General features: G+C 71.7%; 11 protein-coding genes and 1 pseudogene. 6 read left to right on the plus strand and 6 right to left on the minus strand.

Annotated elements, in window-relative coordinates; genetic code table 11:
* The 3 genes and pseudogenes from ACXJKQ_RS26580 to ACXJKQ_RS26590 all read right to left on the minus strand — a co-directional run.
* Nucleotides 1-417, minus strand: a pseudogene (locus ACXJKQ_RS26580) (polysaccharide biosynthesis/export family protein); the annotation flags it as partial.
* A 194-nt stretch (nucleotides 418-611) separates the two neighbouring features.
* The gene (locus tag ACXJKQ_RS26585) at nucleotides 612-2,102 is read right to left on the minus strand and encodes an LTA synthase family protein (RefSeq protein ID WP_457108675.1); all 1,491 of its coding nucleotides are present in this window, start codon (nucleotides 2,100-2,102) and stop codon (nucleotides 612-614) included.
* Between the two features lie 233 nt (nucleotides 2,103-2,335).
* Nucleotides 2,336-3,838: a capsular polysaccharide export protein, LipB/KpsS family gene (locus ACXJKQ_RS26590; RefSeq protein ID WP_457108676.1), complete on the minus strand. Its 1,503-nt coding sequence runs from the start codon at nucleotides 3,836-3,838 to the stop codon at nucleotides 2,336-2,338.
* A 333-nt stretch (nucleotides 3,839-4,171) separates the two neighbouring features.
* Between ACXJKQ_RS26590 and ACXJKQ_RS26595 the strand changes: the two genes are divergently transcribed.
* From ACXJKQ_RS26595 to ACXJKQ_RS26610, 4 genes are all read left to right on the plus strand, one after another.
* Entirely contained in the window at nucleotides 4,172-5,479 is a 1,308-nt protein-coding gene (locus tag ACXJKQ_RS26595; protein WP_457108677.1) for a capsule biosynthesis protein, read from the plus strand.
* Between the two features lie 119 nt (nucleotides 5,480-5,598).
* Nucleotides 5,599-6,366, plus strand: a complete 768-nt coding sequence (locus ACXJKQ_RS26600) for an SDR family NAD(P)-dependent oxidoreductase (RefSeq protein ID WP_457108678.1) — start codon at nucleotides 5,599-5,601, stop codon at nucleotides 6,364-6,366.
* The gene (locus ACXJKQ_RS26605; protein ID WP_457108679.1) at nucleotides 6,366-7,226 is read left to right on the plus strand and encodes a formyltransferase family protein; all 861 of its coding nucleotides are present in this window, start codon (nucleotides 6,366-6,368) and stop codon (nucleotides 7,224-7,226) included. Before ACXJKQ_RS26600 ends, ACXJKQ_RS26605 begins: the two co-directional genes overlap by 1 nt.
* Nucleotides 7,227-7,291: 65 nt before the next feature.
* On the plus strand, nucleotides 7,292-7,702 hold the full coding sequence (locus tag ACXJKQ_RS26610) for a flagellar biosynthesis protein FlgC (RefSeq protein ID WP_457108680.1): 411 nt from the start codon (nucleotides 7,292-7,294) through the stop codon (nucleotides 7,700-7,702).
* On the opposite strand, the gene ACXJKQ_RS26615 is transcribed toward ACXJKQ_RS26610, so the two are convergent.
* From ACXJKQ_RS26615 to ACXJKQ_RS26625, 3 genes are all read right to left on the minus strand, one after another.
* Nucleotides 7,695-9,089 (minus strand): amino acid permease, encoded by a 1,395-nt coding sequence (locus ACXJKQ_RS26615; RefSeq protein ID WP_457108681.1) that lies wholly within the window; start codon nucleotides 9,087-9,089, stop codon nucleotides 7,695-7,697. The genes ACXJKQ_RS26610 and ACXJKQ_RS26615 overlap by 8 nt on opposite strands.
* 184 nt (nucleotides 9,090-9,273) lie before the next feature.
* Complete coding sequence (locus tag ACXJKQ_RS26620; protein ID WP_457108682.1) at nucleotides 9,274-9,963, minus strand: hypothetical protein; 690 nt, start codon at nucleotides 9,961-9,963, stop codon at nucleotides 9,274-9,276.
* Nucleotides 9,956-11,956, minus strand: coding sequence for a hypothetical protein (locus ACXJKQ_RS26625; RefSeq protein ID WP_457108683.1), 2,001 nt, complete (start codon nucleotides 11,954-11,956; stop codon nucleotides 9,956-9,958). The genes ACXJKQ_RS26620 and ACXJKQ_RS26625 overlap by 8 nt, the downstream gene beginning before the upstream one ends.
* 362 nt (nucleotides 11,957-12,318) lie before the next feature.
* Between ACXJKQ_RS26625 and rpsO the strand changes: the two genes are divergently transcribed.
* Nucleotides 12,319-12,588, plus strand: coding sequence for a 30S ribosomal protein S15 (gene rpsO / locus ACXJKQ_RS26630; protein WP_457108684.1), 270 nt, complete (start codon nucleotides 12,319-12,321; stop codon nucleotides 12,586-12,588).
* Between the two features lie 210 nt (nucleotides 12,589-12,798).
* On the plus strand, nucleotides 12,799-14,985 hold a 2,187-nt coding region (gene pnp, locus ACXJKQ_RS26635), incomplete at its 3' end, for a polyribonucleotide nucleotidyltransferase (protein WP_457108685.1).

Raw genomic sequence — 14,985 nt, forward strand, 5'->3', positions numbered from 1 at the left:
GGGTACCGAGATGGCGCCGTCGCGCCCGACGGGCTGCTCGGGGATGAGGGCGGATTTGGAGCCGGCGGAGAAGCGGTCGGCCACCAGCGGTCCGGAGAACAGGCCGCCGGAGCCGGCTTCCCAGACGGAGACCGAGACCATGTCGCCGATGCCGATGACCGGCTCGGAGGAGGGGCGGTGGTCGCCGAAGGAGGCGAGCAGGCTGTCCAGGGGCCGGCCGCGCAGGGCCTCGACCACCGAGGGGGTGACGTCGATGATCTCGTAGCGGGCGAGCATGCCGCCATCGGCGGTGGTCACTTCAGCCCCGGCCTGGATCGCGCTCGCCGTCGGACCCGCCGCGGGCAGGTACGTGCAACCACCGGCAGATCCTGCCGCCAGGGCGGCCATCAGGGCGGTGCGCGCCGTCTTACGCAGCATCACAGAGACTTCTCCTCGCCGACCCCGCGCCATCGCTGGCCCGGGCCGGGACATCCAGTTTGACCGCCAAACGCTGCGATCGCTTTAACGGCCGCGCCGAACTCGCGGCGGCCCTCGCGGACGGCCGGGCTATCCGTGCGCAATGCGTCACCAGCGTGGCACGGCCACGCTTATGCCGCCCAAGCTTAACCTTATCATGTCCGGGCTGCGATGTCCGCAGGCGTCGGGGCGAGGCTCCCGCGCAGCGTACGTCCCAGGGCGTCGGCTGTGATGTCGATGCGCTGAGGGGCTGCCTCCGGATGGCCGAAGCGGAACAGCGCGTACTCGGTGGTCCGCCCGCCGAAGCCGGGCTTGCAACTCGGCAGCGACGGCGCGTGATCGCCGAACACGCAGAGCGTGATGGTCTGGCTCCGCTCGCGGGCGATGGCGCCGAGCCCCGCCACCAGATCCTCCACCATCCGTCCGGTATTGGCGACGTGGTGGAGATACTGCGCCTGCGGATCGTCGAGGCCCGGCAGCCGCCCGGGCTTCCAGGGACCGTGATTCTCCATGGTCACGCAGAACAGGAACAGCGGCGTGCGCCGCGCCCGCACCTCCGCCACGAGGCGCTCGCCGAGGGCGATGTCCCCGACATACGGGCCGACCCGCGGCGCCTCCGCGAAGGCCTCGCCCATCACGAGGTCGCTGAAGCCGAAGGATTCCATCACCTGGGCGCGCCGGAAGAAGTCCCGGTGGAACGGGTGCAGGAACAGGGTCCCGTAGCCCCGCCCGCGGGCGAGCCGCGCGAGGCTCGTCGGCTCGTCGCCGCTGCGGGCGGTATAGGGGTCGTACCGGCCGAAGCCGAGGCTGTCGGACGGACGGCCCGTGAGCACCGCGTGCTCGGTGCGCATCGTGTAGGCGCCGTGCGCCGGGACCCCGAGCCGTCCGTACTGCGCGGCGCGGGTGCGGAACAGCTCCATCACCGGCAGCTTGGCGCCTCCCAGGCGCTCCGGATCGATGAACGACTCGAGCTGGATCACCACGACGACGTCGTCGCCCGGGCCGGGCGGCAGGGTCGGCGCCGCCGGCTCCGGCTCGCCGCCCGCCAGCGCCCGAGCTGTGTAGCCCAGGAGGCTCGCCGGGAGGCCGACCCGGGCGACGTCCGCCTCCAGATCGGGCCGCGGGAACCAGCGGGCGATCAGCCGGGCGAGTGGCGGCCGCGGCGCGGCCTTGACCAGGAGCCAGAGCAGCATCGGCAGGCCGAGCAGGGCGAGAATGCGAGGGAGGGTGGCCGCCGGCAGCACGCTCGGCTCGGTCCGGTACCAGAGCACGGTCGCCGCCAGGGCGAGCAGGACCGGGACGGCGATGCGCGGATCCCACAGGGGCGGAATGTAGTAGAGCTGCGGGTGGCGGGGCACCTGGGGCAGCAGGGCGAAATCGCTGAACAGCAGCGGCTCGCCGATCACCGAGCGCTTCGCGCGGCTGACGATGATGAGGATCGCCACGGTGATCACGCAGGTCAGCCCGGCGAGCCACGGCCGCCAGGAGAAGGCGAACCAGAACAGCAGGATCAGCAGGTAGCCGAGCAGGCGCAGGCCGAGATCCCGCTTCGCGCGGCTCGCCCGGGTGATCGCGTCGCCCGCGAACACCTCCAGGGCGAGGCAGATGGCGAGCGCGAGGCCGGTGGCAATGAGGAACGTCGTCAAGACTCGGGCACTCGACGTGGGGCGGGCCTGCTCCCCGCCGGGATGCGGACCGGCTGGGAACAGCGCGCGGGGGAAAGGATTTGCGAGCCGTTCCTGATCCGGGATGATCAGAAGCGGCCCGAACGGCGGACTGCTGCGGGTCGACCCTAGCAGCCCGCGCTATCGCTTTGGTGTCACAGCGAAGGTGTCACGTCGGAGACTCGCGAAACCGGGTCCGCGCCGGGGCGTCCCTCCTACCGCGGGCCGCCTCCGGCCTCCCGACCGACGCCGCGCCGGCTGCGCAGGGTCCGGACGATCGGATTGAGCAGGCCGTAGCGCGCGCGCATCAGCAGGTGGGCCGTCCGGCCGAGGGAGAGGGCGTTGCGCGGGGCCGCCTCCCGGGCCGCGCTCAGGCGATCGAGGAGCTGCTCCGGGCTGCACGGCTTCATCGCTACGGGATCGAGATAGCGCGGATAGAGGATCATCGCCCCGGCCACCAGCTCGTCGAGGCTCAGCCGGCGGCCGCGATCGGCCGCCGGCGCGAGATCCTCCGACAGGCCCCAGCCCGCGTAGAACGGCCGGCCGTGCGTCGCCACGGTCAGCCCGCGGATCAGCGCCTCGAACCCGGCGAGAGACGTCATGGTCTCGACGTGGTGGACCCGGTCGAGGAGGTCGACGATGCTGATGCCGGTCACGATCCGGTCGGCGAGCGTGAGCGCCTCCGCCTCCGGGATGATGCCGGGCCGGAACCCCGCTTCCACGTCGGGATGCGGCTTATAGAGCAGGACCGCGTCCGGGTTGCGCCGGCGTGCCGCCTCCAGCAGGGCGCGGTTCGAGCGGACCAGCGGCGAACCGTGCCGCACCGAGGCGTCGTCCTCGACCTGCCCTGGCACCAGCACGACGCGCCGCCCGGCCGGCCAGTCGAGCGCCGCAGCGTCGAGGCCGACATTGTACTTGCTGAGCCGACGCGCCACGACCTCCTCGCGCAGGCGCCGTGCCCGGGCGACGAGGGCGGGGGTGAAATCGGCCTCGGCGAGCGTCCGCTGCAGCCGGCTCTCCCGGCGCGGATCGTAATAGATGCCGAGGTCGTCCACCACGATGGAGGCGCCGGGCTGGAGGCTCGCGCCGAGGCCCACCGAGCGCAGGAACCCGTCCTCCACGCGGGCGAGCGGCAGCCCGGCCTTCGTGCAGGCTTCCTCGAGCTGGCCCGGTGCCCGGGTCGCCCAGGCGAGGACGCGGCCGCGATGGCGCTGTCCCGCCGCGACCGCCGCCTCGGTGGTCATGGTGTGGACCGGCCGCCCGGCGGGTCCGGCTCCGAGCACGTCGAGGGCGGGGCGCTTCCAGCGGGACATCCCGACATAGACCACCCGCCGGTCGTTCTCGGAAAAGCGGGCCGCGAGCCACGCCACCCGCTCGCTGCAGGCTGCACGGTCGATCGGGTCCCGGGTCCAGGGATCGAGGTAGTGGACACCGCCCTCCCCGCCGAGGGGGGCGCCGTCGAGGCTGATCCGCAGGGATGCGAATCCGGTCTCCGGCGTGTCGTACGGGCTCAGGATCGGTCCGGGAGAGACCGTCAGACGGCGCCGGCCGGTCAGGGCGAGCAGGCGCCCGGCGAAGCTCCCTGCGCCCCAGACCGCGCCGATCGCGCCGGCGCGCGCCGGCCCGAAGGCGAGGCCCGTCGCGGCCTCGATCTCCGCCCGCAGGCGGCGGATCGTGCGGCCGGTCGCGTAGAGCGACAGGGTCGGGTCAGGGGCCATTGAGGGTGCGTCCGGCTCCGGTCGGGCGAGGGGCTGGCCCGCCTGTAGCGCATTTTCGCCGGCATGGGATGGCCGTGCAACGCGGGGACAACCTTCGCCGGCGACACGCTCGCCACGTCCTGGAAAGGATTTGGACATATCGTCGCCGTGATTGCCCGCCTAATCCCAGGCTGAGCCGCAGAGGCGCGACCGTTGCAGACGGGTCACGCCGATGCGGAAACGCCATGCCGCGACACGGCCTCGGATTGCGGGTCTGCCGGGCACCGTGCCAACTCAAGGTCTCTCGCGGGCTCGGTTCGTCCAGCCCTGGGTCAAGGATAGAAGCGCCGCGGAATGCAACAGACCGCCTCCGACGCCCTCCGCGACCGCCCCGCGACCTTCCTCTTCCTGCAGGGTATCGCAACACCGTTCTTCTCCGATCTCGGACGGGCGCTGCGCGCGCGGGGGCACAATGTCCGGCGCATCAATCTCTGCCCCGGCGACTGGCTGTTCTGGAGCGGCGACGCCGACAATTACCGCGGCCGCCGCGAGGCCTGGGGCCGATACCTCGAATCCTATCTCGACCGCGAGGGCGTCACCGACATCGTGCTGTTCGGGGATTGCCGGCCGTTCCACAGGGCTGCCCGGATGATCGCCGAGTATCGTGGGCTGCGGGTGCACGTGTTCGAGGAGGGCTACATCCGCCCGAACTGGATCACCTGCGAACTCGGTGGCGTGAACGGCTTCTCGTCCCTGCCCCGGACGGCGGCCGAGATCCGCGCCCTGGCGCGGCGCCTGCCGCAGCCCGGCCGGGCGATGCCCTCCACCGGCGACATGGCCCGCCGGAGCGTCTGGGATGTCGGCTACAACCTCGCCAACGTCCTGTTTCCCTATCTCTTCCCCCATTTCCGCAGCCATCGACCGACCCACATCGCCGCCGAATATGCGGGCTGGATCAAGAAGTTCGCCCGGCGCACCCACACCCGTCGCGAGGCGGCGCGGTGCGATGAGATCTACCGGGCGGTCGGCTGTGACTACTTCCTGCTGCCGCTCCAGCTCGACAGCGACTACCAGATCCGGGTCCACTCGCCGTTCCTCGGCGTCGAGGGCTTCATGGACCGGGTGATCAAGTCGTTCGCGGACGCCTCCTCGGCGCCGACACGGCTCCTGGTGAAGTTGCATCCGCTGGACAGCGGCCTGATCAACTGGCGCAAGTTCGCCCGCGCCTCGGCCCGCCGCCACGGCGTCAGCGACCGGCTCGACTTCATCGACGGCGGCGACCTCCCGTCCCTGATCAAGGGCGCCCGCGGCGTGGTGATCGTCAACTCGACGGTGGGGATGCTGTCCCTGGAGATGGGCTGTCCGACCCATGCGGTCGGAACCGCGATCTACAACATGGCCGGCCTGACCCATCAGGGCGACCTCGACGGGTTCTGGCGGAATCCGACACCGCCGGAGATGGACCTGATGGCGGATTTCCGCCGGGTCGTGCTGCACCGGACCCAGGTCAATGGCGGCTTCTTCTCCACCGGGGCGATCGACCGGGCGGTTGCCGGCTCGGTGCCGCGGATGGAATCGGCCCTGCCCGATTCGATGCTGGCGGCTGCCCGGGCTGTCCGCGAGGCGGCCGAGCGGGACGGGGAACTGGCGCCGGTCTACTGACCCGATCCCTGCCGTGATCCGTGTCGACATCGCCGTTTCGGGACCTTTGATGCGGCTTTCGCCGCCGGTGAGCCCTTCCCGACCTTGATCTTTCCCTGCGCGGCGGCGTAACCCGCCGCATGCCCCGCATTCTGATCACCGGCGCGTCGAGCGGCATCGGCGCCGCGCTGGCGCGCCACTACGCGCAACCCGGCGCGAGCCTCGTCCTCGTCGGCCGCAACGCCGAACGCCTGGAGATCGTCGCCCGGGACTGCCGTGCGAGCGGCGCCGCCGTCGAGACCGCCCGCCTCGACACCCGCGACCGGGCCGCCACGGTGGCCCTCGTGCACCGGGCCGACGCGGCCGGGCCTCTGGACCTCGTCATCGCCAACGCGGCGGTGAACGGCGGCAACCAGGAGGGGCAGGTGGAGGCCGAAGACGTGGCCTTCGAGACCGCCGACATCAACTACACCGGCTCGCTCAACATCATCTTGCCCAGCCTGACGCTGATGCTCCAGCGCGGGCGGGGGCAGATCGTGCTGATGTCGTCGCTGGCGGCCTACGCACCGCTTCAGGACGCGCCGGCCTATAGCGGCGCCAAGGCGGCCCTCGTCGCCCATGGCCTCGCCCTGCGGCAGAAGGTCGGCCCCCGCGGCGTGAAGGTCAACGTGGTCACGCCCGGCTACGTGAAGACGCCGATGGGGGGCGAGCTGAAGGGCTGGCGTCCCCTCGAGATCAGCGCCGAGGAAGCTGCCCTGCGCATCGCCAAGGGCATCGCGTCCAATCGCGACCTGATCGCCTTCCCGTACGTCCTCACGGCGCTCGCCCGCACCGTGCTGCTCCTGCCGGAGAGCGTCCGCAAGGCTGGCCTCTACGCGTTCCGGTTCCAGCGCCGGAAGCGCCGCTGATGGCTCGGCCCCGGATCGCGCTGTTCGTCCTCGAGGCGCTGCCGAACGCCCGGGTGGGGCGCCGGCTCGTCGCCGATCTCCGGGCCGACATCGCCTTCGTGGGCCTTTCGAACGCCGAGCGTCCGTCGAGCGGCGGCCTGACCGGTCAGATCCGGCGGCACCTCGCGCGCTCGGGCACCGGGATCCTGCCCTATCTCGCGGTGAATTTCGGGCTGCCGGACCTGCTGCGTCCGCTCGCGCCCCTGACCCAGGCGGCCTCCGGAAGCGGCGACGCGCCCGAGGCGACGCCGCTGAGAACCCTTTGCCGCCGCCTCGGCATCCCGACCCTGAAGGTCGACGACGTCAACGGGCCTGAGGTCGCGCGGACGCTGCGCGACACCGCCCCCGACCTGATCTTGACCTACCATTTCGACCAGATCCTCAAGCCCGAGACCATCGGGCTGGCGCGCCTCGGAGGCCTCAACGGCCATCCCGGCCTGCTGCCGCGCCACCGCGGCCCCGTGCCGACGATCCACGCCCTGGCCGACGGACCCGGCAGCTTCGGCATGACCCTGCACCGGCTGGCGGCGACGATCGACACCGGGGCGATCCTCGCGCAGGAAGCAGTGCCGCTGCCTGCCGGCACCACCGCCACCCGCGCCGCCGTGGCGCTGCACGCCCATGGGCGCGGGATGTTGGACGGGCTGCTCGATACGATCGCCCGGACCGGCGCCCTGCCGGAAGGCCGGACCGAGGCGGTGCTGCCCTACTGCCCCTTCCCCGACCGGGCGATGCTGGCCTCTCTGCGCCGCCGCGGCCTGCGGCTGACCGACGGGCAGGATCTCCGCGAGGCGCTGAGCCTGTCCGCTCGGGCCGATTAACCGGCGGTTAAGGCTGTTCGGTGAGGGTTCGTTCAGCCCTCACAGCCGCCGACCAGGCTCCGCGTATGCCGGATACCAGCGCCCTCCATTCGGCCTCCGACGCGCTGGCTGCGGGGCGGCAGGTCCAGAGCGGGCGCATCCGCACGATCTCCGAGAACCTCGCCAACGCCGACTCGGTCCCGGCCACGCCCGGGGGTACCCCCTATGCCCGCAAGATCGCGGTGTTCGCGCCCGTGCTCGCCGACAGTCCCGGCGACCCGGTCGGGCGGATCGTCCGCGACACTAGCGACTTCCGCAGCCGCTACGAGCCCACCAATCCCGGGGCCGATCTCAAGGGCTACGTCCGCCTGCCGAACGTGAACACCGCGGTGGAATCCGCCGACCTGCAGCGGGTGATCCGCAACTACGAGCTGAGCCTGAACGCCTCGGCCTCGATCAGCACGCTCACGCAGGCGACGATCAACCTGATCAGTTGAGCCGGGCGTTCCGCCGGCCGTAGACGGCGTAGATCCCGAGGCCGATCGCCAGCCAGATCGCGAGGCGGATCCAGGTATCGGCCGGGAGCGCGGCCATCAGCGTCACGCAGGACAGGATCCCGAGCCCCGCCGTGAGCGTCGCCGCCGGGACGCGGAACGGGCGCGGCCGCGCCGGATCGGTCCGGCGCAGGATCAGCACCGTGGCGCAGACGAGGCAGAAGGCCAGGAGCGTGCCGATGCTGACGATCTCGCCCAGGATCTCGATGGGCACGAGACCCGCCACCGCCGCGGTGAACAGGCCGATCACCACCTGGCTCGCCACGGGGACCCGGGTGACCGGATGGACCCGGCAGAAGATCCTCGGGAGAAGGCCGTCGCGGGCGATGGCGAAGAAGATCCGGCTCTGGCCGTAGAGCGCGGTGAGCGCCGAGGTCGTCAGTCCGATCAGGGCGCCGACCTTGATGAAGGTCGCGAAGCCCGGCAGGCCGATGGCGTCGACGGCCTTGGCCACCGGATCGGCGACGTCGAGGTCGCGGTAGGGCACGAGGCCCGTGAGGACGGCCGCCATCGCCACGTACAGGATCGTGGTGATCAGGAGCGATCCGATCAGTCCCACCGGCGCGTCGCGCTGGGGCGCCCGGCACTCGCCCGCCGCCGTCGCCACGGTCTCGAAGCCCACGAAGGCGAAGAACACCACCGCGGCGCCGCGGAACACGCCGCTCCACCCGTAGGCGCCGAAAGTGCCGGCATTGTCCGGCACGAAGGGATGCCAGAGGTCCGGCCGGAGATGCGCCGCGCCGACGCCCAGGAAGGCCAGGATGATCGCCACCTTGCAGGCCACCAGCAGCCCGTTGACCAGGGACGCCTCCTTCGTGGCGCGCATCAGGAGGGCGCTGAGCAGCAGGACGATGCCGGCGGCGGGCAGGTTGACGACGCCGCCGTCGCCGGGCGCCCCGGCCAGGGCCTGCGGCAGCGTCAGCCCGAACTCTGCGGCGAGCGACTGCGCGTAGCCCGACCAGCCCACCGCCACGGTCGCCGCCGCAACGGCGAATTCGAGCACGAGGTCCCAGCCGATGATCCAGGCGGGAAACCGGCCGAGGCTCGCGCGGGTGTAGGTATAGGTGGAGCCCGCCTCCGGGATCATGGCGGCCAGCTCGGCGTAGCACAGGCCCACGAGGCCGCAGGCGATGCCGCCGATCACGAAGGAGAGGCTGAGGGCCGGGCCGGCATATTGCGCCGCCGCCGTTCCGGTGAGCACGAAGATGCCGGCACCGATCGTGGCGCCGAGACCCATGGCGACGAGGCCCGGAGCCGTGAGGCTGCGGGCGAGTTCGCGGCCCTGCCCCGCCTGCGCGGGGTCACCGGCCGCCACCGCGGATTCTGCCATCGCGTCGATCCTCCCCGCCTGAGCTTAACCGGACCGCAGCGCGGCACATTCCGTGCCCGCGCATCCTCCCCCGCGAATTCGGCGTCGACCGACCCCCGTCCATGCGGGCAACGCGCTCAGGGAATGCGCGTGGACGCGATCGCGCAGCCCGACGGCCCCGTCTGCCCGTCGGGGGGGGAACGGCTCACCGCCGCAGGTCGTCCTCGGTCCCGTCACGCCGATCCGGGTCGCGGTGGCCGGCCGCGATCGGCGCGGAGGCCGACCCTCCCGGCCCGCTGCCCCCGATCAGCCGGGTGTCGGTCCGGAACGCCCGGGCGACGATGCCGGCCAAGCGGATGAAGGCGCGGCCCTGAGGGGTGATGACGTAGCCGTCCGCCGCCGGAGCGACATTGCCGGACGCCTGCTGCTCGGCGAGGCGCCGCTCCATCTGCCGGAACTCGCCCAGATAGACTCGCTCGAACACGGCCCGCGCCCGCTCCGGCGTGTAGCGCGCGTCGGGATGTGCCGCCATCTGGCCCAGCAGGAACACGCTGATCGAGCGGTCCACCGTCACCGGCAGGATCACGAAGACGCTCAGATTCAGGGAGAGCGACAGGATGCAGGCGCCGAGGGCGTCGGCCCGGCGCAGGCCCCAGGGCCGGCCGAGACCGGCGAGCGCCACCGTCGCCGCCAGGGTCAGCAGGAAGGCCACCGCCAGCAGGATCAGTCCGCGGTAGAACAGGATCGTCACGCCGGACCAGAGATCCGTCTGGAACAGCAGCACGAAGCAGCCGAAGCCCAGAGCGATCGCCCCGGCCTGCAGCAGCGCCTGGGCGCAGAGCCAGCGCAGGGCGCGCGCCAGGCGCGGGCGAGCCGGGGTTGCGGTCTCAGTCATCGAGGTCCTCGACGCGCAGGATCCGGACATTCGGGCTCGCATAGGCCGCGCGGCCGTGCCAGACCCAGGAATCCGGGCTGTTCCAGGCGGCATCCTGCGCGGTGACGATCAGGGCGCCGATCCCGGCCTCCACGGCCCGGCGCCGGACCGAGGCCGCGTTTAGCCCCGCGCCGAAGATCGGCCCCACGACGGCGAGCCGCCCCGCAACGGCGTCGGGCGGGGCGCCGAACAGGCGTGCCTCGGCGTCGGCCACCGCCACCGGCTGGCGGCCGTAGAGCCCGAAATCGAACACCCGCCTCGGCAGCGGCGATGCCTGCAGCACCAGATCCGGGGGCAGGTGCGTGCCGGCCCAGGCATAGGCCGCTCGCAGAGCCCGGTCGATGTCCGGACGTCCGTTCAGGAACGCGAAGGCGGGCCGGCCGAAGGCGGGATAGGCCCGCATCCCGACGAAGCCGTAGAGGGTCGTCGCGTAGCCGAGGAGCAGCAGCGGCGCGAGGGCGCCGGGGAGCCGGAGCCGCCGCGCCTCGGACCGCCGGGTCAGCGCCACTACGGTCCAGACGAGGGCGGAGACCTGCGCGAGCAGGACCACCCGCGCGCCGAGGTCGTTGTTGAGGATCGCCGAGCGCAGGACTCCGCCGAGGAGCAGGCTCGCCGCCGCGCAGACGGTCAGCAGCCGCCCGGCCTCGCGCCCGTGCGCCGTGCGGCGCGGGACGAGGCTCCAGAACACCAGGGTCCCGGCCGCGGTCACGCCGAGCGCCACGGCGTAGTTCACCGGCAGCAGGATCAGCCGGAGCACGCTGAGGACCGGTTCGTCGACGAGCCCTTCCAGGGGGGCGAACTGCCGGATCGCGATCCGGACGGTGGCTCCGCCATCGGCCCGGTTCGCCAGGATGCCGAGCAGGTAGGGAGCCGCCAGGGCAGCGCCGATCAGGCCGGAGGCTGCGAGGCGGATCGCGGCGCGCCCGCGGTGCTCCAGGCCGAGCAGCACCAGCCAGATCCCCGCCGCCGCCGCCGTGCCGAGGCAGACCCAGATCGACAGCCCCGCGCAGGCCGCGAAGGCGACGCCCGCCGTGCCGACCGCCGCGGCTTCCGCCCGCCGGTCCGGCCGCGCCCGGTCGGCGACCTCGGCCAGCGCCAGCAGACCGAGCCATCCGGCGAGCGTACCGGCTACGTGGTGCGGCACCCAGACGAGGGAGGACGGCCAGTTGACGACCTGCTCGCTCAGCCATTCCGGGATCGGAATCCAGGTTCCGGAACTGGTCCGGTCCGCGAGGGCGAGCAGGATGTCGAGGCCCCCCGCCGGCAGCAGGAGCAGCACCGCGCGGCGCACCAGGGCAGGCGGCGCGTCCTGCACCAGGCCGGTGGCCGCGAGCAGCCGGTCGACGAGGCCGAGAAGCCCGAGACCGGTCCAGAATGCCAGCCCCGCGAAGGCGGTGCGCCCGTCGACCAGCCGCCCGCCGGCCCAGTCGACCAGGGCGGTCAGCGTGTAGAAGTAGTAGTAGTAGCCCGCCCGCTCGGGCCGGGCGAAGAACGGGTCCACGGGCGGCAGCCCGTGCGCGACGATCGCGCCGGACAGGGCCGCGTGCTTGACGAGGTCGATGACCGTGACCGGCTGGTAGAGGGCGGCGCCGGTGTCGATGTCGATCAGCGCGTAGGCCACGAGTCCGAGCCAGAGCGCGGCGAGCCCCAGGGCCGCCCGGTCGACTGGCCCGCGCAGGCTCCGCAGGGCCGACGGCAGCCCGGCGATGCCCAGCGCGCCGTTCGCGAGCGCCGCTGCCGGCACGCCCGCCACCTGGATCAGCAGGCTGTCGAGGGCGGGCAGGAGCCCGATCCCGAGGAGCGCCGCGCAGAGCAGACGGTCTCCGCGCGCGAGCATGCGGAAGCTGAGTATGCCGGTCAGGCTGCCGACGGCGTAGCCCGGCAGGAGGACGAGGGGGATGCCGAGCAGCGTCGCGGCGGCGACGCCGCACGCATCCGAGAGGGTGCCGTTCATCGCCGGGGCCGGTCGTCGTGCGGACTTCCGGCTACCATGCGGGCGTTAACCGTTCGCGCAGCGCGCCGGAGACGGGGCGGTGCGGGCCGCGATCGCACCCCGGTTCCGCACCGTGAGGCCGGTCCGGCGGGGGCTCGGGAGACGTGCCGCCCTGCGCCGTCGTCGCGAAGGGCGGCCGGCGGGCTGGCATCTCCGATGGTTTCGTGTATGGATCGGGCGGCCTCGACCCGGGTTACCGGGCGGGGCTTGAACCGCTTAGCGCTGTGACCGTGCTGGACGACATCCCGGCACCGGCCGAACGCCGAGCTTGAGCGCCCCGACCAGGGCGCCGCATCCGACCTGCACAACCCGAAAGGCATGCGATGTCGATCACGGCAGAGCGCAAGACCGCGCTCATCAAGGAACACCGCAAGGACGCCAAGGACACCGGTTCCCCCGAGGTCCAGGTGGCGATCCTCACGGAGCGGATCACGAACCTGACCGGCCACTTCAAGACCCACGCCAAGGACAACCATTCCCGGCGCGGCCTCCTGAAGATGGTCTCGCAGCGCCGCTCGCTGCTCGACTACGTCAAGCGCAAGGATGAGGCCCGCTACCGCGCCCTCATCGAGCGTCTCGGCATCCGCCGCTAAGGCGATACTCGCGCGGTTCCGAGCCCGGCTCGGGGCCGCGTTTCACGATCACGGGATGCCGGAATGGGTCCGGCCTCCCGTCAAACGGGCCGCTTCGAGGCGCCGGCATCGGGGCAGGATCGCGCGACACTTCGCCAGCGGAGTGTCGCGCCGTCTTGCCCCCGGGCGGCGCCGGGCTTGGACCCGCCGCAGGCAAGGAAGAGATTGAGAATGTTCGACGTTCAACGCGAAGAGCTGATGTGGGGCGACCGCAAGCTCGTCCTCGAGACCGGCAAGGTCGCCCGGCAGGCCGACGGCGCCGTGGTTGCCACCTACGGTGAGACCTCGGTGCTCGCCACCGTGGTCGCCACGAAGGAGCCCAAGGCCGGCATCGACTTCATGCCGCTCACCGTGAACTACCAGGAGCGGGCCTACGCGGCCGGCCGGATCCCCGGCGGCTACTTCAAGCGCGAGGGCCGTCCGTCCGAGAAGGAGACCCTGGTCTCCCGCCTGATCGACCGCCCGATCCGCCCGCTCTTCGTCGAGGGCTGGCGCAACGACACCCAGGTCGTCGTTACCGTCCTGACCCACGACCTTGAGAACGATCCCGACATCGTCGCGATGGTCGCGGCCTCCGCCGCCCTGACCCTGTCGGGCGTCCCGTTCATGGGTCCGATCGGCGGCGCCCGCGTCGGCTACATCAACGGCAGCTACCGGCTGAACCCCCTGGTCACCGAGACCAAGGAAGAGTCGAGCCTCGACCTCGTCGTCGCCGGCACGCAGGACGCCGTCCTGATGGTCGAGTCGGAGGCCAAGGAGCTCTCCGAGGACGTGATGCTCGGCGCCGTGATGTTCGGCCACAAGCATTTCCAGCCGGTGATCGAGGCGATCATCCGCCTCGCCGAGAAGGCCGCCAAGGAGCCGCGCGACTTCAAGGCCCCCGAGAACGCCGACGTCGAGAAGGCGGTCCTGGAGGTCTGCGAGACCGAGCTGCGCGCCGCCTACACCAAGACCGTCAAGCAGGAGCGCTACGCCGCCGTCGACGCCGTGAAGGCGAAGGTGATGGCCGCCCTCTGCCCCGAGGGCGCCGAGAAGTATCCGGTCGAGAAGGTCAAAGCCGCCTTCAAGGAGGCCCAGTCGAAGGTCGTGCGCTGGAACGTGCTCGACACCGGTTCGCGCATCGACGGCCGCGACCTGAAGACGGTCCGCCCGATCGTCTCCGAGGTCGGCGTCCTGCCCCGCGCCCACGGCTCGTCGCTGTTCACCCGCGGCGAGACCCAGGCCCTCGTGGTCGCCACCCTCGGCACCGGCGAGGACGAGCAGTTCATCGACTCCCTCGACGGCACCTACAAGGAGCGCTTCCTGCTCCACTACAACTTCCCCCCCTATTCCGTCGGCGAGACCGGCCGGATGGGCTCCCCGGGCCGTCGCGAGATCGGCCACGGCAAGCTGGCGTGGCGGGCGATCCGCCCGGTCCTGCCGCCGGCCCACGAGTTCCCCTACACGATCCGCGTCGTGTCGGAGATTACCGAGTCGAACGGCTCGTCCTCGATGGCCTCGGTCTGCGGCGGCTCGCTGTCGCTGATGGATGCCGGCGTGCCCCTGCGCCGTCCGGTTGCCGGCATCGCCATGGGCCTCATCCTCGAGGGTGAGCGCTTCGCGGTCCTGTCCGACATCCTGGGCGACGAGGATCACCTCGGCGACATGGACTTCAAGGTGGCCGGCACGGACGAGGGCGTGACCTCGCTCCAGATGGACATCAAGATCGCCGGCATCACCGAGGAGATCATGCGGGTCGCCCTCGACCAGGCGAAGGAGGGGCGTGCCCACATCCTCGTCGAGATGGCGAAGGCCCTCACGGCCGCCCGTCCGGAGCTCGGCGAGTACGCGCCGCGCATCGAGACCATGCAGATCCCGACCGACAAGATCCGCGACGTGATCGGCACCGGCGGCAAGGTGATCCGCGAGATCGTCGAGAAGACCGGCGCCAAGATCAACATCGAGGATACCGGTATCGTCAAGATCGCCTCGGCCGACGGCAAGGCGATCAAGGCGGCCTACAACTGGATCCGCTCGATCGTGGCGGAGCCGGAGGTCGGCGTGATCTACGACGGCACGATCGTGAAGTGCATGGAGTTCGGTGCCTTCGTGAACTTCTTCGGCGCCAAGGACGGCCTCGTCCACATCTCGGAACTCGCCGCCCAGCGGGTCGCCAAGGTGCAGGACGTCGTCAAGGAAGGCGACAAGGTCAAGGTGAAGTTCCTCGGCCAGGATGACCGCGGCAAGATCCGCCTGTCCATGAAGGTCGTCGACCAGCAGACCGGCGAGGACATCACCGAGAAGGTGAAGGCCCAGCGCGATTCCGAGCGCGGCGACGAGCCGCGCGAGCCCCGCGAGCCCCGCGAGGGTGGCCGCCAC

The organism is Methylobacterium sp. P5_C11 (assembly GCF_054049775.1).